The sequence below is a fragment of the Enterobacter cloacae genome, assembly GCF_011078175.1.
Taxonomy (GTDB): Bacteria; Pseudomonadota; Gammaproteobacteria; order Enterobacterales; family Enterobacteriaceae; genus Enterobacter; species Enterobacter cloacae_Q.
On the sequence record NZ_JAALCJ010000005.1, the window covers coordinates 125355 to 146453 of the forward strand.

The 21099-nt window shown below is 59.2% G+C and carries 20 protein-coding genes; 5 read left to right on the forward strand and 15 right to left on the reverse strand.

The features are described from left to right. Positions 1-23 precede the first annotated feature (23 nt). The gene (locus G6Q29_RS12540) at positions 24-1433 is read right to left on the reverse strand and encodes a sensor histidine kinase (RefSeq protein ID WP_165465849.1); all 1410 of its coding nucleotides are present in this window, start codon (positions 1431-1433) and stop codon (positions 24-26) included. Next, positions 1420-2094 carry a transcriptional regulator TctD gene (gene tctD, locus G6Q29_RS12545; protein ID WP_017693014.1) on the reverse strand — a complete coding sequence of 225 codons (675 nt, stop codon included), beginning with the start codon at positions 2092-2094 and terminating at the stop codon, positions 1420-1422. The genes G6Q29_RS12540 and tctD overlap by 14 nt, the downstream gene beginning before the upstream one ends. A gap of 152 nt (positions 2095-2246) precedes the next feature. On the opposite strand from tctD, the gene G6Q29_RS12550 reads away from it, so the two are divergent. Genes G6Q29_RS12550 through G6Q29_RS12560 form a run of 3 tightly spaced genes read left to right on the forward strand, consistent with a single transcriptional unit; the run spans position 2247 to position 5196 of the window. Beyond that, the gene (locus tag G6Q29_RS12550) at positions 2247-3227 is read left to right on the forward strand and encodes a Bug family tripartite tricarboxylate transporter substrate binding protein (RefSeq protein WP_165465850.1); all 981 of its coding nucleotides are present in this window, start codon (positions 2247-2249) and stop codon (positions 3225-3227) included. Between the two features lie 11 nt (positions 3228-3238). Beyond that, positions 3239-3670 carry a tripartite tricarboxylate transporter TctB family protein gene (locus G6Q29_RS12555; RefSeq protein WP_003859443.1) on the forward strand — a complete coding sequence of 144 codons (432 nt, stop codon included), beginning with the start codon at positions 3239-3241 and terminating at the stop codon, positions 3668-3670. An 11-nt stretch (positions 3671-3681) separates the two neighbouring features. Then, the gene (locus tag G6Q29_RS12560) at positions 3682-5196 is read left to right on the forward strand and encodes a tripartite tricarboxylate transporter permease (protein WP_045141709.1); all 1515 of its coding nucleotides are present in this window, start codon (positions 3682-3684) and stop codon (positions 5194-5196) included. Here G6Q29_RS12560 and menE read toward each other — a convergent pair whose 3' ends face one another. The 8 genes from menE to G6Q29_RS12600 all read right to left on the reverse strand — a co-directional run bounded on the left by menE (position 5197) and on the right by G6Q29_RS12600 (position 13108). Then, positions 5197-6558 carry an o-succinylbenzoate--CoA ligase gene (menE, locus tag G6Q29_RS12565; protein ID WP_165465851.1) on the reverse strand — a complete coding sequence of 454 codons (1362 nt, stop codon included), beginning with the start codon at positions 6556-6558 and terminating at the stop codon, positions 5197-5199. Next, positions 6555-7520, reverse strand: coding sequence for an o-succinylbenzoate synthase (menC, locus tag G6Q29_RS12570; protein WP_165465852.1), 966 nt, complete (start codon positions 7518-7520; stop codon positions 6555-6557). Before menC ends, menE begins: the two co-directional genes overlap by 4 nt. Beyond that, positions 7520-8377, reverse strand: coding sequence for a 1,4-dihydroxy-2-naphthoyl-CoA synthase (menB, locus tag G6Q29_RS12575; protein ID WP_045614643.1), 858 nt, complete (start codon positions 8375-8377; stop codon positions 7520-7522). The genes menC and menB overlap by 1 nt, the downstream gene beginning before the upstream one ends. Next, positions 8374-9150 carry a 2-succinyl-6-hydroxy-2,4-cyclohexadiene-1-carboxylate synthase gene (menH, locus tag G6Q29_RS12580; protein WP_165465853.1) on the reverse strand — a complete coding sequence of 259 codons (777 nt, stop codon included), beginning with the start codon at positions 9148-9150 and terminating at the stop codon, positions 8374-8376. Before menH ends, menB begins: the two co-directional genes overlap by 4 nt. Then, on the reverse strand, positions 9147-10817 hold the full coding sequence (gene menD / locus G6Q29_RS12585; protein WP_165465854.1) for a 2-succinyl-5-enolpyruvyl-6-hydroxy-3-cyclohexene-1-carboxylic-acid synthase: 1671 nt from the start codon (positions 10815-10817) through the stop codon (positions 9147-9149). The genes menH and menD overlap by 4 nt, the downstream gene beginning before the upstream one ends. An 88-nt stretch (positions 10818-10905) precedes the next feature. Continuing rightward, positions 10906-12201 carry an isochorismate synthase MenF gene (gene menF, locus G6Q29_RS12590; protein ID WP_165465855.1) on the reverse strand — a complete coding sequence of 432 codons (1296 nt, stop codon included), beginning with the start codon at positions 12199-12201 and terminating at the stop codon, positions 10906-10908. Between the two features lie 86 nt (positions 12202-12287). Further along, complete coding sequence (elaB, locus tag G6Q29_RS12595) at positions 12288-12593, reverse strand: stress response protein ElaB (protein ID WP_017693006.1); 306 nt, start codon at positions 12591-12593, stop codon at positions 12288-12290. A gap of 50 nt (positions 12594-12643) precedes the next feature. Continuing rightward, on the reverse strand, positions 12644-13108 hold the full coding sequence (locus G6Q29_RS12600) for a GNAT family N-acetyltransferase (RefSeq protein ID WP_165465856.1): 465 nt from the start codon (positions 13106-13108) through the stop codon (positions 12644-12646). A 71-nt stretch (positions 13109-13179) separates the two neighbouring features. Here G6Q29_RS12600 and rbn point away from each other — a divergent pair, with 71 nt between their 5' ends. Together rbn and G6Q29_RS12610 are read left to right on the forward strand one after the other, a co-directional pair. Beyond that, positions 13180-14097, forward strand: coding sequence for a ribonuclease BN (gene rbn, locus G6Q29_RS12605; protein WP_165465857.1), 918 nt, complete (start codon positions 13180-13182; stop codon positions 14095-14097). A gap of 64 nt (positions 14098-14161) precedes the next feature. Beyond that, positions 14162-15166 carry a chemotaxis protein gene (locus G6Q29_RS12610; protein WP_165465858.1) on the forward strand — a complete coding sequence of 335 codons (1005 nt, stop codon included), beginning with the start codon at positions 14162-14164 and terminating at the stop codon, positions 15164-15166. Positions 15167-15336: 170 nt separating this feature from the next. Here the strand turns inward: G6Q29_RS12610 and nuoN are convergent, their stop codons facing one another. The 5 genes from nuoN to nuoJ all read right to left on the reverse strand — a co-directional run bounded on the left by nuoN (position 15337) and on the right by nuoJ (position 21098). Beyond that, positions 15337-16794: an NADH-quinone oxidoreductase subunit NuoN gene (gene nuoN, locus G6Q29_RS12615; protein WP_165465859.1), complete on the reverse strand. Its 1458-nt coding sequence runs from the start codon at positions 16792-16794 to the stop codon at positions 15337-15339. Between the two features lie 6 nt (positions 16795-16800). Then, positions 16801-18330 (reverse strand): NADH-quinone oxidoreductase subunit M, encoded by a 1530-nt coding sequence (gene nuoM / locus G6Q29_RS12620; RefSeq protein WP_165465860.1) that lies wholly within the window; start codon positions 18328-18330, stop codon positions 16801-16803. Positions 18331-18406: 76 nt separating this feature from the next. Beyond that, positions 18407-20248, reverse strand: coding sequence for an NADH-quinone oxidoreductase subunit L (gene nuoL / locus G6Q29_RS12625; RefSeq protein ID WP_003861497.1), 1842 nt, complete (start codon positions 20246-20248; stop codon positions 18407-18409). Beyond that, entirely contained in the window at positions 20245-20547 is a 303-nt protein-coding gene (gene nuoK / locus G6Q29_RS12630) for an NADH-quinone oxidoreductase subunit NuoK (RefSeq protein WP_003861496.1), read from the reverse strand. The genes nuoL and nuoK overlap by 4 nt, the downstream gene beginning before the upstream one ends. Continuing rightward, a complete protein-coding gene (nuoJ, locus tag G6Q29_RS12635; protein WP_165465861.1) occupies positions 20544-21098 on the reverse strand; it encodes an NADH-quinone oxidoreductase subunit J in 555 nt (184 codons plus the stop codon). The genes nuoK and nuoJ overlap by 4 nt, the downstream gene beginning before the upstream one ends. Position 21099: the final 1 nt, after the last annotated feature.

Below are 21099 nucleotides of genomic sequence, written 5' to 3' on the forward strand. Positions count from 1 at the left end.
TAACGATTTGATAATATCGGCAATTATATCAACATAAGGAAGCGCATTTTCACGCTCAGCCCACCCAGATTTTCACTGGGCATCAGCAGAAGATGGCTGCGGTGCAGGCGGGCGATATCGTTGGCCAGCGCAAGGCCAATGCCGGACCCGGCCGCGTCGCCTACGTTATCCAGCCGATGAAACGGCAGCATGGCCTGGGAGATGTGCTCTTGAGCAATGCCCGGGCCGCTGTCCTCCACGCTCAGCTCAACGGCATCGTTATCCGTGCGCAAGTACACCGTCACGATCCCCTTCTCCGGCGTGTATTTGATCGCGTTCTCCAGCAGGTTGGCGCAGAGTTCACCCAGCAGCACGTCATCCCCCTCAATCATAACCGGCTGCTGTACGCCGTCATAACCGAGATCGATACCTTTGCTGCGCGCCTGCGTAAGCCGGGAAAAGCAGCAGTTTTGCACCACCTGTACCAGATCGACAGGGGCAAACTGTCGCTCCCCCTGCTCTTTCCGCTTCACCGCCGAAAGCTGTAACAGCCTTTCGGTCAGCACGATGGTGTTATCCAGCGTGATGTTCATTGCCCGTAAACTCTCCTGCCACAGTAGCGGATCGTTTCGCGTCAGGGCAACAGACACCTGGGTTTTCAGCACCGCCAGCGGCGTTTTGAGCTGGTGTGAGGCGTCAGCATTAAAGCGCTCCTGCCGCGAAAGTACGCCGCGTAGCCTGTCGATATAGCGGTTAAATGCCACAATCAGCAGCCGCGTTTCCGACCAGGGCAGCAGCTCCGGCAGCGGAGCCAGCAGCCCCGGCTCGCGTCGCACCATCAGGGACGAGAGCTGTCGCATCGGGCGCAGAACGCGGCGCAGCAGCCAGGCGGTTAAAACCAGCGTCAGAAGGACCAGCAGCCCCTGCGACACGAGCGAGGAAAACAGCAGTTGAGTGGCCAGATAGCGCCGCGACTGCAACGTTTCGGCGACGTAGATCTCCGCCATGCCGGACACATTGTCTTCGTTAACCGGCTGGAGCAGCTTCGCCACGCGGATCGCCTGCCCGCGATACTCGGTATGATAAAACCACGCCAGCGCCGGATAGTGGGTGGTGCGCGACGTGGAGGGGGGCATATTCGGCAGATCGTCATAGCCGGAGATGACACGTCCGACCGGGTCAACGACCTTGTAATAAAGACGATCGTTCATGTTCAGCTCGAAGCTGTCCAGCACCACCCAGGGCACGTTAACCTGGAGCCTGCCGTTGTGCACCACCAGCCGCTCTGACACCGTGCGCGCCGAGGATAACAACGTGCGGTCATAGGCCTGCGTCGCCGCCTGTAGCGCACTTACGTAGCTGTTAAAGGCTGACAGTCCCCATAACAGCAGCAGCGGCAAACCCAGAAAAAGCAAAAGTTGCAGGTAAAGCGACTGCGGCTTAACCCACTTCATCGCCGCATTCCAGCACGTAGCCCAGCCCACGCAAGGTAGTGATCCGTACGCCGCTGCCGGTCAGCTTCTTACGCAGGCGGTGAATGTAGAGATCGATGCTCTCGGGGCTGACGTCGTCGTTCAGGCTGAACACCTGGTCGAAAAGCTGCTGCCGGGAGACGGGACGGGTCCGGCGGTGCATCAGCACCTTCAGCAAAGAGAGTTCGCGCGGCGTGAGGGAAAGGGGTTCATCGCGCAGCAGAAAAAAACCTTCATCATCGTACTCCAGCTCTCCCAGCCGCTGGCGCTCCTGGGTTCGTCCTTCGCTGCGGCGCAGCAGCGCGCGCAGGCGGGCATCAAGCTCCTCCAGCTCGAACGGTTTCGGCAGGTAGTCATCCGCCCCGGCATTCAGCCCCTTCACCCTGTCTGCCACGTTGCTGCGGGCGGTAAGAAACAGCACCGGCAGCGTCTGCCCGCGCTTTCTCAGGCGATGCACTACCTCCAGCCCGTCGAAGCCGGGCATGCCGATATCAAGGATCGCGACGGCATAGTTTTCCCCCTGCAAAAGATGATCGGCCGCCCGTCCATCGTTGACGCAATCCACGGCAAATCCGTTTTGTACCAGCGCTTTTTCCAGCCAGTGAGCCAGCTCACGATTATCTTCCGCGAGTAAGAGACGCATATCACATCCTGTAAAGTTGGTGTCGCAGTGAAAGGGAAATGAAAGGTTATTGTTTTAACAATCACGCAACGGAACCGCTACAAGGTGGTTCACATTATCAGAAAAAAGACACCCGTACCCGTATTCCCGGTTCTCCGGCGTGAGGATAAATGATGAAAAAACAATTACTTTCTACCCTTGCTGTAAGCGTGTTGCTGCTGAGTGCCTCTGTCGTCCAGGCGCAGGATGCGCCGTCCCGCACCGAATGTATCGCCCCGGCCAAGCCCGGCGGCGGCTTCGACCTGACCTGTAAGCTGATTCAGGTCAGCCTGCTGGAGACTAAGGCCATCGAGAAACCGATGCGCGTTACCTACATGCCCGGCGGCGTGGGCGCGGTAGCCTATAACGCCATTGTCGCCCAGCGTCCTGCCGAAGCAGGCACCGTGGTGGCCTTTTCCGGCGGCTCGCTGCTGAACCTGTCGCAGGGGAAATTTGGTCGTTATGACGTAAATGACGTGCGCTGGCTCGCCACCGTGGGTACCGATTACGGCATGATCGCCGTGCGCGCCGACTCGCCGTGGAAATCCCTGAAAGATCTGCTGACCGCCATGGAAAAAGATCCGAACAGCGTGGTCATTGGCGCGGGCGCCTCTATCGGCAGCCAGGACTGGATGAAGGCCGCGCTGCTGGCGCAGCAGGCCAAAGTGGATCCGCACAAAATGCGCTACGTGGCCTTTGAAGGCGGCGGTGAGCCGGTGACGGCGCTGATGGGCAATCACGTCCAGGCCGTCTCGGGCGATCTCAGCGAAATGGTGCCCTACCTGAGCGGGGATAAGATCCGCGTGCTGGCAGTCTTCTCGGAAAACCGTCTGCCGGGCCAGCTGGCAGACGTCCCAACCGCCAAAGAGCAGGGTTATAACCTGGTCTGGCCGATCATCCGCGGCTTCTTCGTCGGGCCAAAAGTGACCGACGCCGAATACCAGTGGTGGGTGGATACCTTCGCAAAACTTCAGCAAACCGAGGAGTTCAAAAAACAGCGCGATCTGCGCGGGCTATTTGAGTTCAACCTGAACGGCAGGCAGCTGGACGAGTATGTCAAAAAACAGGTGAATGACTACCGCGAACAGGCGAAAGCCTTTGGTCTGGCGAAATAACCGGAGGCGCTATGAGCGATCGCATTTTTGCCGGGATATGGCTGCTGCTCTGCATCGGCGGCATGTTCGTCGCCTGGCAGATCCACAGCGAATACAGCTATGAACCCGTGGGGCCACGCCCCTTCCCCGTCGGCATTGTCGGCCTGATGCTGCTCTGTTCGGTGGCGCTACTGCTGCGCCATCCGGATACCGTGGAGTGGCCGCCACGCCGTACGCTGCAACGTTTGCTGGTGATGGTGATTGTGCTGTTGATGTACGCGTGGGGCTTTGAGTGGCTCGGCTTCCCGATCGCCACCGCCCTGCTGACGATGGTGATTGGCATACTGTTTAACGCCTCGCTGCCTGCGGCGGGGATCTCCGGGGTCGTACTGGGCATTTTACTCTGGTACGCCTTCGACCGCCTGCTGGACGTGACCCTGCCCCTCGGCGCATGGTTTAACTAACGGAGCACGCTATGGATACCTGGATCTATCTCTCTCAGGGGTTCGCGGTAGCGATGACCCCGGAAAACCTGGTGATCGCCCTGATCGGCTGTTTCGTCGGGACCATCGTCGGCCTGCTGCCGGGCCTCGGGCCTATCAACGGCGTGGCGATTTTACTGCCGCTGGCCTTTGCGCTGCACCTGCCTGCGGAATCGGCGCTGATCCTGCTGGCGACGGTTTATATCGGCTGCGAATACGGGGGGCGTATTTCCTCGATTCTGCTTAACGTGCCCGGCGATGCCGCCGCGATTATGACCGCACTTGACGGCTACCCGATGGCGCAGCAGGGACGCGGCGGCGTGGCGCTCTCCATTTCAGCGGTCAGTTCATTCTTTGGCTCGCTGATTGCCATTGGCGGCATCATCCTCTTCGCCCCGGCGCTGGCCCAGTGGTCGCTGGCGTTTGGTCCGGCCGAGTATTTTGCCCTGATGGTGTTCGCCATCGCCTGCCTCGGCAGCATGATGGCGCAGAATCCGCTGAAGTCGTTTTTGTCTGCGTTGATTGGCCTCAGTCTGGCCACCGTCGGCGTGGATGCCAACACCGGGGTTTATCGTTTTACCTTCGACAGCGTTCACCTCTCCGACGGCGTGCAGTTTATCGTCGTGGTGATTGGTCTGTTCTCTGTCTCAGAAATCTTACTGATGCTGGAGCATACCAGCAGCGGGCAGACGCTGGTGCGTAAAACCGGACGTATGCTCTTTAACGCCAAAGAGGGGGCGCAGTGTATTGGTGCCACCCTGCGTTCGTCGGTGATCGGTTTCTTCGTCGGCATTCTGCCCGGCGCGGGGGCAACTATCGCCAGCGCCATCACCTACATGACCGAGAAAAAGCTGAGCGGTAACAGCGACAGCTTCGGCAAAGGCGATATCCGCGGCGTGGCGGCGCCGGAGGCGGCGAATAACGCCTCGGCCTGCGGCTCGTTTATCCCGATGCTGACCCTCGGCGTGCCGGGTTCCGGCACCACGGCGGTAATGATGGGCGCGCTGACGCTCTATAACATCACCCCGGGTCCGGCGATGTTTACCGAGCAGCCCGATATCGTCTGGGGTTTGATTGCCGCCCTGCTGATCGCCAACGTGATGCTGCTGGTGATGAACATCCCGCTGATCGGCCTGTTCACCCGCATGCTGACCATTCCCCTGTGGTTCCTGGTCCCGGCGATTGCCGCCGTCTCTGCGGTTGGGGTGTACGCGGTGCACAGCACCACCTTTGACCTGGTCTTAATGGTGCTGCTTGGGGTGCTGGGCTACATTTTGCGCAAGATGCACTTCCCGATGTCGCCGCTGATTTTAGGGTTTGTGCTGGGGGAAATGCTGGAACAGAACCTGCGCCGCGCCCTCTCCATCAGCAACGGCAACATGGGGATCCTGTGGGAGAGCAGCGTGACGAAGATCCTGCTGGCAATGGCGATTATGGTGATTGTCGTGCCGCCGGTGCTGCGCTGGATCCGCCGACGCCAGCACAAACCGCAGCCGGATATTGGCTGATTAGCCCCTCAACAGGGCATTGACCCACTGCTTTAACGCCTGGCGGGAAATTTTAATCCCGCCATTTTTCAGTTCTGACGGCAGCACCAGCCAGTGTACCGGCTGCTCAAAGCGCGCCAGCCTGCCCTGAACCCACTCCGGCAACAGCGTGATATCCGTGCCCGGCTCGCATTCCACTACCGCCACCGGGCGTTGCCCGTACTCGGCATCCTCCAGCGGAACGACAAACGCCTGGCTTACCTGCGGATGCGTGGCGATAACGCGCTCCAGCGCTTCGGGCTGGATCCCTTCTCCGCCGCTGAAAAAGAGATTGTCCATTCGGCCCAGAATGGTCAGGCGTCCGTCATGCCACTCGCCGCGATCGCGGGTGGCGAACCAGCCCAGCGCATTGACCAGCGGCAGTAAGGCGCCGTCTCGCCAGTAGCCCGCCGCCATGCTTTCCGCCCGGATCCAGACTTCACCGTTTACCACCTGAACGTCTCTGCCCGGCAGCGCGCTGCCCACGTCCGGCGCGCCGTCGGCCTCTTTGGCGCAGACGGTGGAGGCGAACTCGGTCAGACCGTAGCCGCAGAACGTGCGGATCCCCTGCTCGCGCGCCTGTTCGGTCAGCGCAACGGGGATTTCCGCCCCGCCGAGCAGCACGGCTTTCAGCGCGACGGGATGGTGTGAATTAAGCAGTCGCCACAGCTGCGTCGGCACCAGCGAGGCGTGGGTACAGCCCTCTAACGCCTGCTCCAGAGGCTGTTTTTTACGCACGGTGAGACGGCCTCCGCCCTGCAACCAGCGCCACATAATCCCCTGACCGGAGACGTGAAACAGCGGCAGCGAGAGCAGCCAGTCGTCGCCTTCGCCGTAAGGCATCAGCGTCAGCACGCCTTTTGCGCTGGCAAGGTGGGCGGCACAGGTGTGCACCGCCGCTTTCGGCAAGCCGGTGGAGCCAGAGGTGAGCGTCATTGAGGCCAGCCGTTCTGCCCGCCACGTCACGCCGCCCTGCCCCTCGCCCTCTCTTAACGCCAGCCCGGGCAGACCGTCATACTCGCCGTTAAGCACCAGCGCAAAACGCAGGGTCATCTGCGGCAGGAGGACGTCCAGCAGCGGACGGGGAAGCTGAGGGTTCACCGGCAAAATGCGGGCGCCGCACTGAAGCAGCGCCAGCCAGGCCAGCAGGGTCTGCGGATGGTTGTGGGCGAGCAGCATGACGCCGTCACCGTCAGCAACTCCCTGAGACTGAAAACCGGCTGCGAGACGATCGATACGCTCGCCCAGCTGAGACCAGCTGAGCGTTACATCGTCTAAACGCAGCGCGGGTTCATCGGCACGCCGGGTGCGCCAGTGCCGCCACGGCCAGTCGTTAAAACTCATCGCAGTGGCTCCAGCGCCCCGACGTCGAGGCACGGCAAGGTGCTGTCCGGCCACTGGCGAATCAGCTGGGCCTGCATCAGGTTTAGCGTATCGAGGCCGGGGACGGTGTCAGGCGTTAACCAGGCGGCAATACGTGCCAGCTGGGTCAGCCCAAGGCTGGACTCAATCGACGAGCTGATCACCGCCGTCAGCCCCAGCGCATGCGCCGCGGCAACCTGCTCACGGACTTTCGCCAGGCTGCCGGTTAACGTCGGTTTAATCACCACCGCGCTGACGCCCGGCTCGGCAATAAATTCAAAATCGTCTTCGCGCAGGCTTTCATCCCAGGCGATCGCAATACCCGTTTCGCGGGCAAACGCGCGCGAATCGTCGCGGGTTTTGCACGGCTCTTCAAGAAACGCGATGCGGCTGCGGTACGCCGGATTAACGTATTTCGCGAACTGCTGCGCCTTAAGCGGCGTCCAGGCACGGTTAGCGTCCAGACGGAGATGAAGGTCAGGTATCGCTTCCAGCAGCAGGTTGGCGACCATGCCGTCGCGCACCGCTTCGTACAGGCCGACCTTAATTTTCGCCACTTTCTCGCCCGGCATCCCGGAGAGCAGCGCGAAAAGTTCATCCGGATCGCCGGTACAGAGCGGTGCCGCACGATAGTTCGCCGCGTCCGGTAAACTGCCGTCCAGCTCTGCCAGCGCGCAGCTGATACCGAACGCGGCGGAAGGAACGTCCGGCAGCGCCGGATCTGCTCCATCACGCCATTCGTGCGTCCAGGCCATCAGCGCAGCCTGCGCCTCGTCCGGCGTTTCCAGGCTAAAGCCCGGAAGCGGGGCGATTTCGCCCCACCCTTCCCGCTCGCCCTGCCGGAGATGCACGAAAAAGCCGTCACGGGTTTTTAACCGCCGTTCACGCAGCACCACGCCCGCGTCCATCGGTATCTGCCAGCGGTAAACCTGCGCGCGACGCATTACGGGTTCCGTTTGTATTTGCTGAAGTCTGGCTGGCGTTTTTCGTTGAACGCGTTGCGCCCTTCCTGGCCTTCTTCGGTCATATAGAACAGCATGGTGGCGTTACCCGCCAGCTCCTGAAGGCCCGCCTGACCGTCACAGTCGGCGTTGAGGGCCGCTTTCAGGCAGCGCAGCGCCATTGGGCTGTTTTGCAGCATTTCGCGACACCAGCGCACGGTCTCTTTTTCCAGATCGGCGATCGGCACCACGGTATTTACCAGACCCATGTCCAGCGCTTCCTGGGCGTTATACTGACGGCAAAGGAACCAGATTTCGCGGGCTTTTTTCTGGCCGACAATGCGCGCCATGTAGGATGCGCCCCAGCCGCCGTCGAAAGAGCCCACTTTCGGACCGGTCTGGCCGAAGATAGCGTTCTCGGCGGCAATGGTCAGGTCACACATCATGTGCAGCACGTGGCCGCCGCCGATGGAATACCCTGCCACCATCGCGACCACCGGTTTTGGACAGGTACGGATCTGGCGCTGGAAATCCAGCACGTTCAGGTGGTGCGTGCCCGCATCATCCTGGTATCCGCCGTAGTCACCGCGCACTTTCTGATCGCCGCCGGAGCAGAAGGCCTTCTCCCCTTCCCCGGTGAGGATGATGACGCCGATATTGTCGTCGTAGCGGGCATCCGCCAGCGCCTGAATCATCTCTTTTACGGTCAGCGGACGAAACGCGTTGCGCACCTGCGGACGGTTGATAGTGATTTTGGCGATACCATCGGCGGATTTGTGGTAACGAATGTCGGTATAGCCTTCGGAACAGTCCTGCCATTCAACCGGCGCGTAAAGCATGTGTTCATCAGGATAAATCATAGCGTGTCCTTTGTTCGATGACGCAGTATCTGAGCCAGACTCGCGGCAACCGCATCCGGGTTGTCCCGGTGGGCGTTGTGTCCGGCATGGGGGATAGCATGGCGCGTGGCGTTAAGTTCAGCGGCGATAGCTGCAAACTTCCCGTCACGTTCGCCATAGAGATAGTCAAAAGAAAAATCACGCGCGGTGAGCGCGGGACGTAAATCAGGCTGAACGGCAAGCGAGGTGGCTTCCAGCATCTCTGCCAGCCTCGGGCCGTTGTTCCGGCTGCGCAGCGCGATCAGCGCGTGGCGCTGTACTTCCGTAAGGGAGGCAAAGACCGGCTGTTGATACCAGTCGGCAAAGACGGCTTCCAGCGGCTCACTGCGAAAACGTGACGCCCAGCGTCGGTCAGCGATCTGCCGCGCCTGGCGCGCATCGGTATCTTGCAGGCCCGGGTGTCCACCCTCCACAATCACCCCGTCTAGCCCCGCAGGGTGCTGGCAGGCATGAAACATCGCAATGCGGCCGCCGAGGGAGTACCCTATCAGCCAGTATTTTAGTATGTTGTAACTAAAAAGAGTGTGCGTGAGCAACTCGCTCATCTCTGCAAATCCCGCCACGCCCGTCTCTGCTGAACCACCGTGTCCGGGCAGGTCAAGGTAGAGCCGGGGATAGTCATCCAGCGACGCCCCAACGGCCTGCCACTCGCGAGAGTCGCCGGAAAAGCCGTGCAGGAAAACCAGCCAGGGGGAGCCTGGTTTTCCGGGCCGAGTGACGCCTGCGAGGATCACAGGTGGCTCACCTGCGCCAGCAGATGTTGCAGCTTCTGCGCGCCGTCCGAATCGTTAACCACCAGCTCAATCAGCGTTGCGCCAGGCTGTCGCCAGGCGGCGTTCAGCACCGTTTCCAGCGCGTCCCAGCTTTCCGGGCGATGGTACTTAAGGCTGAACATGGCGGCGGCGTGTTTGAACTGCACGTTTTGCGGCATCAGATAGAAGCGCTCACGTTCGCTTTGCGGCGTCGGCAGCAGGGAGAAAATCTGCCCGCCGTTGTTGTTAACGACAATTAGCACGAACGGGGCCGACGCCTGACGCAGGAGCGCCAGCGCGTTGAGATCGTAGAGGGCTGAGAGATCCCCCACAATCGCCAGCGTGGATTTCGCGCTGGCCCTCTGTACGCCAGCGGCGGTGGAGATCAGGCCGTCAATGCCGCTCGCGCCCCGGTTGCTGTACACCGGGTAACCTGCGGGCAGCTGCGAAAAGGCGTCAATCAGGCGTACCACCAGGCTGTTACCGACAAAAAGTTGCCCCTGCTCGGGAAGGTATTTGCGGATACGGTGCGCCAGACCGGCTTCACTGAACGCCTCGCACTGCGCTTTGGTAAGCTCCCACGCCTGACGCGAAAGCTCGGGGATCTCAACCGCCCAGGGTTTGCGTTTTTCCGCCGGATGCAATTCCAGCCACCGCTCAACGTCGCTGACCAGCCTGCGACCGCGATGGTGGGCCGGGTCAAGGCGTCCTTCGAGCGGATCCACCAGCCAGTACTCTTCCGGCGTACAGGTGGCCTGCCACTGGAGCAGACGCTTGCCCGTCAGGCTCGATCCCAGCTGGACGACAATTTGTGCCTGCGCAAGCTCGGTGACCGCCTTCGCGTTTCCCAGCCAGAGATCCGCGCAGGGCAGCGGCTGGCCCGTCTGGGAAAGCACGTCGCCAATCAGCGGCCAGCCAAGCGTGTGTGCCCACTCCGCCGCCAGCCTCCCTTCCGCCGCGCTCATCCGCCCGGCAATGACCACGCCGCGCTTCTGGCGCCAGAAGAACCAGTCGCGCTGTTTCTCGCTTTCCAGATGCGTCTGCTCGCGCAGCCAGGGTTTTTCGCTTTCCCACCAGTCTCCCAGCGTTTGTTGCCAGGCGAGGCCAGTATCGTTCATTTCGCCGTACAGCGGCTCGGCAAAGGGGCAGTTAATGTGCAGCCCGCCGCTGCGCAGTGCGTTCATGGCGTGGTCAAGGGTTGAGACCAGCCAGCTGGCGGGAATGTCCTGAGTGGGGCGCGGCAACGAGACCGTCTGTGAAGGATGCGAGGCAAAAATGCCAGGCTGACGAATCGCCTGGTTAGCACCGCAGTCAATAAGTTCCGGGGGACGGTCGGCGGTGAGTAAAATCAGCTTTTCGCCGGTTAATCCCGCTTCAATCAGCGCCGGATAGAGGTTCGCCACCGCCGTGCCGGAGGTGACTATCACCGCCACGGGCGCTTTGCTGACTTTCGCCAGCCCGAGCGCCAGATGGCCGAGACCACGCTCGTCAAAATGGGTGTGATGAATGAAAGCCCGGTTTTCCGCCGCAGCAAGGGTGAGCGGCGTGGAGCGAGAGCCCGGGGCAATACACACGTGCCTGACACCATGACGGGTCAGGGCTTCAAGGATCACCGTCGCCCAGCGTCGGTTAAAAGAACTTACTGACATGAGATTGTCCAGTATCAAGAATGCGACACAGTATAAATAATAGAAAAAGTCAGAATTTTGATATGAATCGGGATTGCACGAATCAGTATTAATCCCTCAGGAGGAGGGAACGCAGCCCGGCGGCCTTGTTTTCGATCTCCTGCCACTCCTGCTCAGGATCGGAGCCGCTGACGATGCCCGCCCCCGCATAAAGACGCAGCGCGGCGTCCTGAACGCGGGCGGATCGTAATGCCACGCAGAATTCGCTTTGATCGCGCGATAAATACCCAGCCGATCCGGCGTACCACTCCCGGTCAAACGGCTCCACGTTCGCGATAAACTCTCGCGCCGCCTGACGCGGCAGCCCGGCCACCGCCGCGGTTGGTTGCAGAATATGCAAACACTGCTCGTCATCAGGCTGTTTCAGGTCGGTCCAGATACAGCGGCGTAAATGCTGCACCTTACGCAGACGCAGCACCTGCGCAGGGAGGATCTCCAGCGTCCGCGTATGGTGCTGAAGACGCTGGCAGATATCTTCCACCACCAGCATATTTTCCCGCTGATTTTTATCGTCGTTCATCAGCCAGTCGCCCAGACGCTGGGCCTGCTTATCGTCAGAATGGCTGGCGACGGTGCCTGCCAGCGCTTCGGTGCGCAGCAGCGTGCCGCGTCGCCGCCACAGGCGCTCGGGGGTCGAGCCAAGAAACGCGTTGCCGGCGTCGAAGACCATGCAAAAATGATAGCAGTTGAGGTTTAGCGCGCGGCTGGCGGCCATCAGCGCGATGGCGTTCACGGGCTGCTGGCATTCAACATCGGTAGCACGTGCGAGCACCACTTTCTCAAAATCGCCTCGAGCAATGGTATCCGTTGCCTGACGGATCAACGCCAGCCATTCCGGTTTTTCAGGATGATGGGTTTCCTGCACAACATGAACAGACAACGGGCGGATCGGCGCGGCGTCGCGCAGATTATTGACAAAATTTAGCGCTTCACGGGCATCTTCCCGCAGCGACGTTTCACTCCACAGTTGCAGACGCAGCGTGGCGACCCCACCAGACCGTTGCCAGAGAAGACGCGGTAAAAATAGCTTGCCCTGCGCGGGGTTGAAGGCGTTCAGGCCGCAGATACGGGTGTCACTGGCTACGTCATGGGTGTGCAAAAATCGCGAGGCCGAGGCCAGAGAATCAAACTGGGCGAGGCTTCCGAGCGCGGCAAGTTCTTCATCGCCGTTGCGCTGTTGCCAGTAAAACTGAGGATAGCATCTCTGCACACCCAGCCAGGCCAGCGGATCGAAGGCGTCGTTTAACGGGAAAGAGACATCGAAATGGCGTAAACCAGGTGTAGCAGGCAATGCTTGCGCAAGCTGAGTGCGCAGGCTTTGCAGCGCGAGGAAAATCGAGTGCACGCGAACCTCTCCCTGTTAAAGCCTTATATTATACGGGGTACTGACGATAAATAGCAGTACCCACGTGTAGGGAGTGGTTTACCGGCTTAACGACGGGCTAACAGCAGACCCAGCACCAGCCCTACGGCCGCCCCAACCCCAATGCCCTGCCACGGTTTTTCATGCACATAATCGTCGGCACGATAAACCGCCTGTTTGGCGCGGTAGTAGTAATTGTCGGAGGCGTTACTGACGCGGTTTTTCACGTCATGCAGCGCCTGCTCGGCGCGGGCTTTGAGCTCAATGTACTTCTGATCGGCAGGATCGCCTGAAGAGCGCAGCACTTCTTCCAGCGTTTCGCTTAGCAGCGTCAGGTCGTCGTCGACTCGGGTATCCCAGGATTGAAATGACATATTTTTCTCCATGTTAGTACACCAGTCCGATAACTATAGACAACCTCTCGCTATTGCGCCTGTTTCGCTTCGCGCGCCATGCCAATGTGTGGGATGCCGTCTTCGTCGTAAATGTCCGTGACGGGGGTAAAACCAAAATGGCCATAGAATGATTGCAAATGCGCCTGCGCGCCCAGGTATAACGCCTTGCCCGGCCACTGTTTCTGGCATGCGTCCAGCGTTTTTTCCATCAGCTGATAGCCCAGCTTTTCACCGCGCGCGCGGCCGCTGATAATGACGCGGCCAATGACGACAGGATCAAAATCCTCTTCGCTTTTCAGAATCCTCGCATACGCCACCAGCTCGTTATCGCGCCAGCCGAGGATGTGCCGGTTCTCGCCGACCAGGTCATCGCCGTCGATATCCTGATAGGGGCAGGTTTGTTCAACCACAAAGACTTCGCAGCGCAGCTTGAGCAGGGCGTAGAGTGATTGCACGGTCAGTTCGCTGTGGTGTAGATCTTGCCACTGGATCATGTGTTTCTCCTTCCTGGGGTTCATCACGTTATACTAAACCCCTTCCCATTCGGCAAAGGGCTGATTGCGTTATGGAACTGATTTTTCTGGGTACGTCCGCCGGGGTGCCAACCCGCTCACGAAACGTGACGGCGATTCTGCTGGATCTTAAGCATCCTACCCGCGGTGGACTGTGGCTGTTTGACTGCGGTGAGGGCACACAGCATCAGCTGCTGCATACCGCGTATCACCCCGGCAAGCTGGACAAAATATTTATCACCCATCTGCACGGCGACCACCTGTTTGGCCTGCCGGGCCTGCTGTGTAGCCGTTCGATGGCCGGTAACGCTAACCCTCTGACCATTTATGGCCCTGCGGGCATTCAGGAATTTGTTGAAACCACGCTGCGCCTGAGCGGCTCGTGGACCGACTATCCGCTGGAGGTGGTTGAGATCGGCGAAGGCCAAGTCTTCGACGACGGAGATTATCGGGTGCACGCTTACCCGCTTAACCATCCGGTGGAATGCTACGGCTATCGCGTTGAGGAGCATGACAAGCCCGGCGCGCTGAACGCCGCTGCGTTACAGGCCGATGGGGTGAAACCTGGCCCGCTGTTCCAGCGTCTGAAGCACGGCGAGACCGTTACGCTGGAAGACGGGCGCGTCATCAACGGTCAGGATTATCTCGCGCCGCCGCAGCCGGGCAAAAAACTGGCTATTTTTGGCGATACCGCTCCCTGCCCTTCAGCGCTCAGGCTAGCTGAGGGCGTGGATGTAATGGTGCATGAGGCAACGCTGGAAGCGGCGATGGAAGAAAAGGCCAACAGCCGGGGACACAGTTCAACGCGTCAGGCGGCACAGCTGGCGCGTGAGGCTGGCGTCCGGAAACTGATTGTCACTCACGTCAGCTCACGCTATGACGTCCGCGGCTGTGAAAGCCTGCTGGCAGAGTGCCAGGAGGTGTTCCCGGCATGCGAGCTGGCGGAAGATTTTGCTCAGGTCAGCGTTTAGTCCTTCATTTTTCCCTCAGAGTGCCGATAACGATTAAAAGGCCAGCATTTCTCTTGAGGGTAGAATGGATAATTTCCAGAAAGATATTGATGACAGGGCGAACCTGACCCTGTCCAACCGTTTTGAACTGTTGCTGTTCCGTCTCGGCACCTCTCTGAACGAAAATAAATCCGAGCTGTTCGGCATCAACGTGTTCAAACTGCGCGAAATTGTGCCGATGCCGGCCTTCACCAAACCGGCGGGGATGAAGTCTCCTCTGATGGGGATGGTGAACATTCGCGACCAGGTAATCCCGGTGATCGATCTGGCCGCTGTCGCTGGCTGCAAGCCAGCCACCGGGCTGAACATCCTGCTCATCACCGAATATGCCCGCAGCGTGCAGGCGTTCGCCGTGGAATCGGTGGAAAACATCATGCGTCTGGACTGGAAGCAGGTGCACGCCGCGGAAACCGCCGTCAGCGGTCGCTACATCACCAGCATTGCCTGCCTGGATGAGAAGACCGATACTAACGATCTGGCGATGGTGCTGGACGTGGAGCAGATCCTGTATGACATCACCCCGGCGAACCACGATCTGCACGCTACCCATCTGGAAACCACTAAATTCAACATCAAGCCCGGCTCTGTCGCGATTGTTGCAGAAGATTCGAAAGTAGCGCGCTCAATGCTGGAGAAGGGATTGCAGGCGATGCAGATCCCGGCCCAGCTGCATATCACCGGCAAAGACGCGTGGGAGAAAATCACTCTGCTGGCCGCGCAGGCTCAGGCTGAAGGCGTTCCCGTTACCGATAAGATCGCCCTGGTATTAACCGACCTCGAAATGCCGGAGATGGATGGCTTTACGCTGACGCGCAAAATCAAAACCGACCCGGTACTGAAAGATATTCCGGTGGTGATCCACTCGTCTCTTTCCGGCAATGCGAATGAAGATCATATTCGCAAAGTGAAAGCTGACGGCTACGTGGCGAAGTTTGAGCTGAACGAGCTGTCGTCGGTGATTGAGGAAGTGCTGGATCGGTCGATGAAGAAGATTGAAGGGCCGTTGATTAGCCGCAAGCAGCTGGCTTAGTCGGGTGGCACTACGCTTACCCGACCTGCAAAACCCGTAGGCCTTGCAAGCGTAGCGCCGCTGGGCATGTTTTACTCTGTGCGGGCTGGTGCCCTCACACCGGCCCTCTCCCACAGGGAGAGGGAGAAGACCATAAAAAAACCCGCCGAGGCGGGTTTTTTGCTTTTACCTTACATCAATGGCATCGCTCGCTGCACGATATCAATCAGCGGCTGCGGATAGATACCGAAGATCAGCACCAGCAGCGCGGAGATCAGCACAACGATACCGCCGGCGCTGTACTGCCAGTTGGTAGGTGCATCACGATTAAGCTGCTGAGGTGCGCTCAGGTACAGGCTCACCGCAACGCGCAGATAGTAGTAGAGACCAATCGCGGAGCCGATAACGACACCAGCAGTCAGCCACCACAGACCCGCCTGCACACCGACGGCCAGCACGTAGAACTTACCGATAAAGCCCAGCGTCATCGGGATACCCGCCAGCGAGAGCATCATCACGGTCATTACCGCAGAGAGGATCGGGCGGTGCCAGAACAGACCACGGTAGGAGAACAGGGAATCTGCATCCGGGCCACGGTACGGGCTGGACATCAGGCTCACCACGCCGAACGCGCCGAGGCTGCTGAACAGGTAACCAGCAAGATACACACCCACGGTTTCCATCGACATCTCACCGCTTTGCAGCGCAATCAGCGCCACCAGCAGGTAGCCCAGATGGGAGATAGAGGAGTAGCCCAGCAGACGCTTGATATTGGTCTGGCTCAGCGCCATCAGGTTACCGAAGATGATGGAGACGAACGCGATAATGCCCAGCACCACGCGGACCGCTTCGCTGTCACCCACCGGTGCGTACAGGAACAGACGCATCACCACGCCGAAGATAGCGATTTTGCTCGCCGTCGCCAGGAAGGTAGAGACCGGTGCAGGCGCACCCTGGTATACGTCAGGCGTCCACAGGTGGAACGGCACCAGAGAGAGTTTAAAGCCAAGGCCAACAATCATCATGCCCAGACCCGCCAGCAGCAGCGGCTCATGCATCATGCCGTCGCCGAGGCTCTTGCCGAGCGCCATGAACGAGAGGTTCCCCGTCTGTGCGTATAGCAGCGCGATACCGAACAGCAGGAACGACGACGCGGCCGCAGACAGGATCGTGTACTTGATACTCGCTTCCAGAGAGCGTTTCTGACGGAAGGCGTAACCAATAAGGCCGAACAGCGGCAGTGAGATCAGCTCGATACCGAGGAACAGCGCGGCCAGGTGGTTCGCATTCGCCAGCAGAATGCCGCCCAGTGCGGCAATCAGTACCAGCAGGTAAAACTCTTCTCTGTTGTCGTTGTACCCTTCGAGCCACGGATACGCAAAGGTACAGGTTGCCAGGCTCGCCAGCAGCACCAGACCGGTGTAGAGCATGGCGTAACCGTCAACGCGCATCAGCGGCGTGACGTCCATCGCTCCCGCCTGGCCAACAAACCAGAGGGAGACTAACGCAGCGTTCAGACCCAGAACGGACAGGGTCGCATTCAGGAAGTGATTGCGTCGCCACGCAATGGAGAGCATCACAACCACCACCGTCAATCCGACGATCAGCAGCGGTAGCAGCGCGATCAGTTGTTGTGGAGTTATTGTCATGGCGAATTACGGCCTTGTAGTAGAAGCAGAATTAACAAACCACTGCTGGATGTTACCCATCGCGGAGTGCGAGGTATCCAGAATCGGCTGCGGATAGAAGCCCAACAGCACCAGCAGTACGACCAGCAGCAGGATGATGAACAGCTCGCGCAGCGACATCCCCGGCAGTTCTTGTGCAGCAATTTCGCTCTTCGCTTTCCCGAAGTAAGCGCGGTGCAGCATCGCCAGTGAGTAGACGGAAGCGAACACCAGACCAAAGGTGGAGATAACGGTGATCGTCGGTACCACGTTGAAGCTGCCGAACAGGATCATAAACTCGCCGACGAAGTTACCGGTACCCGGCATACCCAGGGTCGCCACCGCGAAGAACATGGACAGCGCTGGCAGCCATTTCATTTTGCCCCACAGACCGCCCATCATACGCATATCGCGGGTGTGCAGACGTTCATACAGCTGACCACACAGGATAAAGAGCCCGGCTGCGGACAGACCGTGCGCAATCATCTGGATCACCGCCCCCTGGTACGCCAGCTGGCTGCCGGTGTAGATGGCAATCAGCACGAAGCCCATATGGGAAACGGAAGTGTAAGCAATCAGACGTTTGATGTCGTACTGCGTGAAGGCCATCCACGCACCGTAGAAGATGCCGATCACACCCAGCCACATGGCAATCGGCGCGAACTCTGCGGAGGCGTTCGGGAACAGCGGCAGGGAGAAACGCAGCAGACCGTAGGCCGCCGTTTTGAGCAAGATACCCGCCAGGTCAACGGAACCCGCCGTTGGCGCCTGAGAGTGCGCGTCTGGCAGCCAGCCGTGCAGCGGTACGACCGGCATTTTCACCGCGAAGGCGATGAAGAAGCCCAGCATCAGCAGGTATTCCACGCCGTGGGACATCGGGGTTTTCAGCAGTTCTTCATAGTTGAAAGTCCAGACGCCGGTGGCGTTGTAATGCACAAACACCAGCGCCAGGATAGCAATCAACATCACCAGACCACTCGCCTGGGTGTAGATGAAGAACTTGGTAGCCGCCGTGATACGCGTTTTACCGTCGGATGCCTTGTGGCCCCACAGCGCGATCAGGAAGTACATCGGCACCAGCATCATCTCCCAGAAGAAGAAGAACAGGAACATATCGATGGCAAGGAACACGCCGATCACGCCGCCCAGGATCCACATCAGGTTCAGGTGGAAGAATCCCTGGTATTTTTCGATTTCTCGCCAGGAACAGAGTACCGCCAGAACGCCGAGCAGACCGGTCAGCACGACCATCAGCAGCGACAGACCGTCAATCGCCAGGTGGATCGTAATACCAAAACGCGGGATCCACGGCAGGATAAACTCAGACTGCCACTGCGGAAAGCCCGCAGACTGGGTCAGTGAGTAGCCACCCTGCAACCACAGTTGCAGGCCAAGCGCGAGCGTCAATCCCATGGTGATCAGCGCGATCCAGCGCGGCATCTTCACGCCGAAGCGTTCGGTCTGCCAGCACAGGAAGCCGCCGATGAAGGGAATTAATATTAGCCAGGGTAGTAACATGGCGATTTACATTCCTTTTTAAGGCCCCCGGCAGGGGCCTGATTTTCAACGAATTCGAATAAAATTCACGTAACGATCAACGCAACACCATCAGTAGCGCCAGTACGACAACCGCACCGATGCTCATGGACGCCACATACCAGCGCAGATAACCGTTCTCGCTGAACAGCAGGCCTTTACCTGCAAAACGAGAGAGGATCGCCGGGATGTTCATCAGGCTATTCAGTGGGTCGCGCTTCAACAGCCACGCTATGCCCAGGAACGGCTTGACGAAGATCATGTCGTACAGCCAGTCGAAGCCCCATGCGTTGTACCACCAGGTCCCCAGCAGACGGCCCGGCGCACTGTTGGCGACGGCAGTCACCAGCGTGCGTTTGCCCAGCCACAGCCATGCAGCAATCAGGATGCCCGCGATAGCCACAACGCCGGAGGTGATTTCAAGCGTCAGAACGCGACCGTGCTCAAGCTCGGTTGTCGCCGGCAGTACGCCCTGCAACGGTGGCACAATCATCGCGCCAACGAAGGTGGAGAGGACCAGCAGCACAATCAGCGGCAGGTGGTGGGTAATTCCCTTCCCTGCATGAGCGTGAATTTGTTCTTTACCGTGGAAGACGATGAAAATCATACGGAAGGTGTACAGGGAGGTCATGAACGCACCGACCAGACCCGCAACCATCAGATTGATATGACCATTCGCCATGGCGCCCGCCAGGATTTCGTCCTTACTGAAGAAGCCCGCGGTAATCAGCGGCAGTGCCGCCAGCGCCGCGCCGCCCACCAGGAAGCAGACGTAAACCAGTGGAATGGATTTGCGCAGACCGCCCATCTTGAAAATGTTCTGCTCGTGGTGGCAGGCAAGGATCACCGAACCGGACGAGAGGAACAGCAGCGCTTTAAAGAACGCGTGCGTCATCAGATGGAAAATCGCCGCATCCCACGCCTGTACGCCCAGCGCCAGGAACATGTAGCCAATCTGGCTCATGGTGGAGTACGCGAGAACGCGTTTGATGTCGGTTTGCACCAGCGCGGCAAAGCCTGCCAGCACCAGCGTCACCGCACCGACGATACCCACCAGGTGCAGGATTTCCGGGGTCATCAGGAACAGACCGTGGGTACGCGCAATCAGGTAAACGCCAGCGGTAACCATGGTCGCGGCGTGGATCAGCGCGGAGACAGGGGTTGGACCCGCCATCGCGTCGGCCAGCCATGTCTGCAACGGCAGCTGTGCGGATTTACCCACAGCGCCACCCAGCAGCATCAGCGTTGCCCACCACAGCATATTGTTGCCTGCTTCGAAGTGCGCTGGCGCCAGTTCCACCATTTCGCGGAAGTTCAGCGTGCCCAGTTCGTTGTAAAGAATGAACAGCGCGAAGGCGAGGAAGACGTCACCCACACGGGTCACGACGAACGCTTTCATGGCCGCTGCGCCATTCTTCGGATCGGTGTAGTAAAAACCGATCAGCAGATAAGAGCACAGACCCACGCCTTCCCAGCCCAGATACATCAGCAGCAGGTTATCGGCCAGCACCAGAACGACCATGCTGGCAATAAACAGGTTGGTATAAGCGAAGAAGCGAGAGTAACCCTCTTCACCGCGCATATACCAGGAGGCGAACATGTGGATCAGGAAACCGACGCCGGTCACCACGGAGAGCATGGTCAGCGACAGACCATCCAGCACCAGGTTGAAGCCGATGTTGAAGTTACCGACCGACATCCAGTTCCACAGCGGTACGCTGTAGGCCTGACGTCCGTTGTTAAAGAAGTCGATACCCGCATACGCTGTGACCAGCGCAGCCAGGCCGATAGAGCCAATGCCCACGGTTGCAGACAGATTCTCAGACCAGCGGCCACGAGAAAACGCCAGCAGCACGAAGCCAATCAGCGGAAAAATAATGGTTAAGGCAAGCATGTTCATCCACGCAACTCACTTACTGAATCGATGTTCAGGTTCTGGCGGCGACGGTGGAGCTGTAGCAACAGCGCCAGGCCAATACTCGCTTCAGCAGCCGCGAGGCTGATGGCGAGAATGTACATCACCTGACCATCGGTCTGGCCCCAGTAGCTACCGGCGACCACGAAGGCCAGCGCAGAAGCGTTAATCATGATTTCCAGTCCGATCAGCATAAACAGCAGATTGCGGCGGATAACCAGACCGGTCAGACCCAGAACGAATAAAATCGCAGCGAGGATCAGTCCATGTGTTAAGGGGATCATGCGCGCTCCTCCGTTTTTCTTTTCATGCGGTCGTCAGTGCGGTTGCTCAGCACCTCGCCAGCACGCTCTTCGCGGCCAACGTGGAAGGCCACAACCAGCCCCGCCAGCAGCAGCATTGAGGCCAGCTCAACCGCCAGAACGTACGGACCAAACAGGGTGATACCCACGGCTTTCGCGCTGATTGGCGTCCCGTCGATACCCTGGTCGTTGACGCCCAGAATGGCGTAAACAATCACCGCCAGCATGATGGCCGACAGAATTGCCGGACCAATCCACACCTGCGGTTTCAGCCACTGACGTTCCTGCTCAATTTCAGAGCCGCCCAGGTTCAGCATCATCACCACGAAGACGAACAGCACCATAATGGCCCCGGCGTAAACGATGATTTCAAGCGCACCGGCGAAGTGCGCGCCCAGCGCAAAGAACACCCCGGAAATGGCCAGCAGCGAAATGATTAAATACAGCAGTGCATGCACCGGGTTGGTGTGCGTAATCACTCGCAGCGTAGCCAGGATGGCGATAAGGCCACAGATATAAAAAGCGAATTCCATT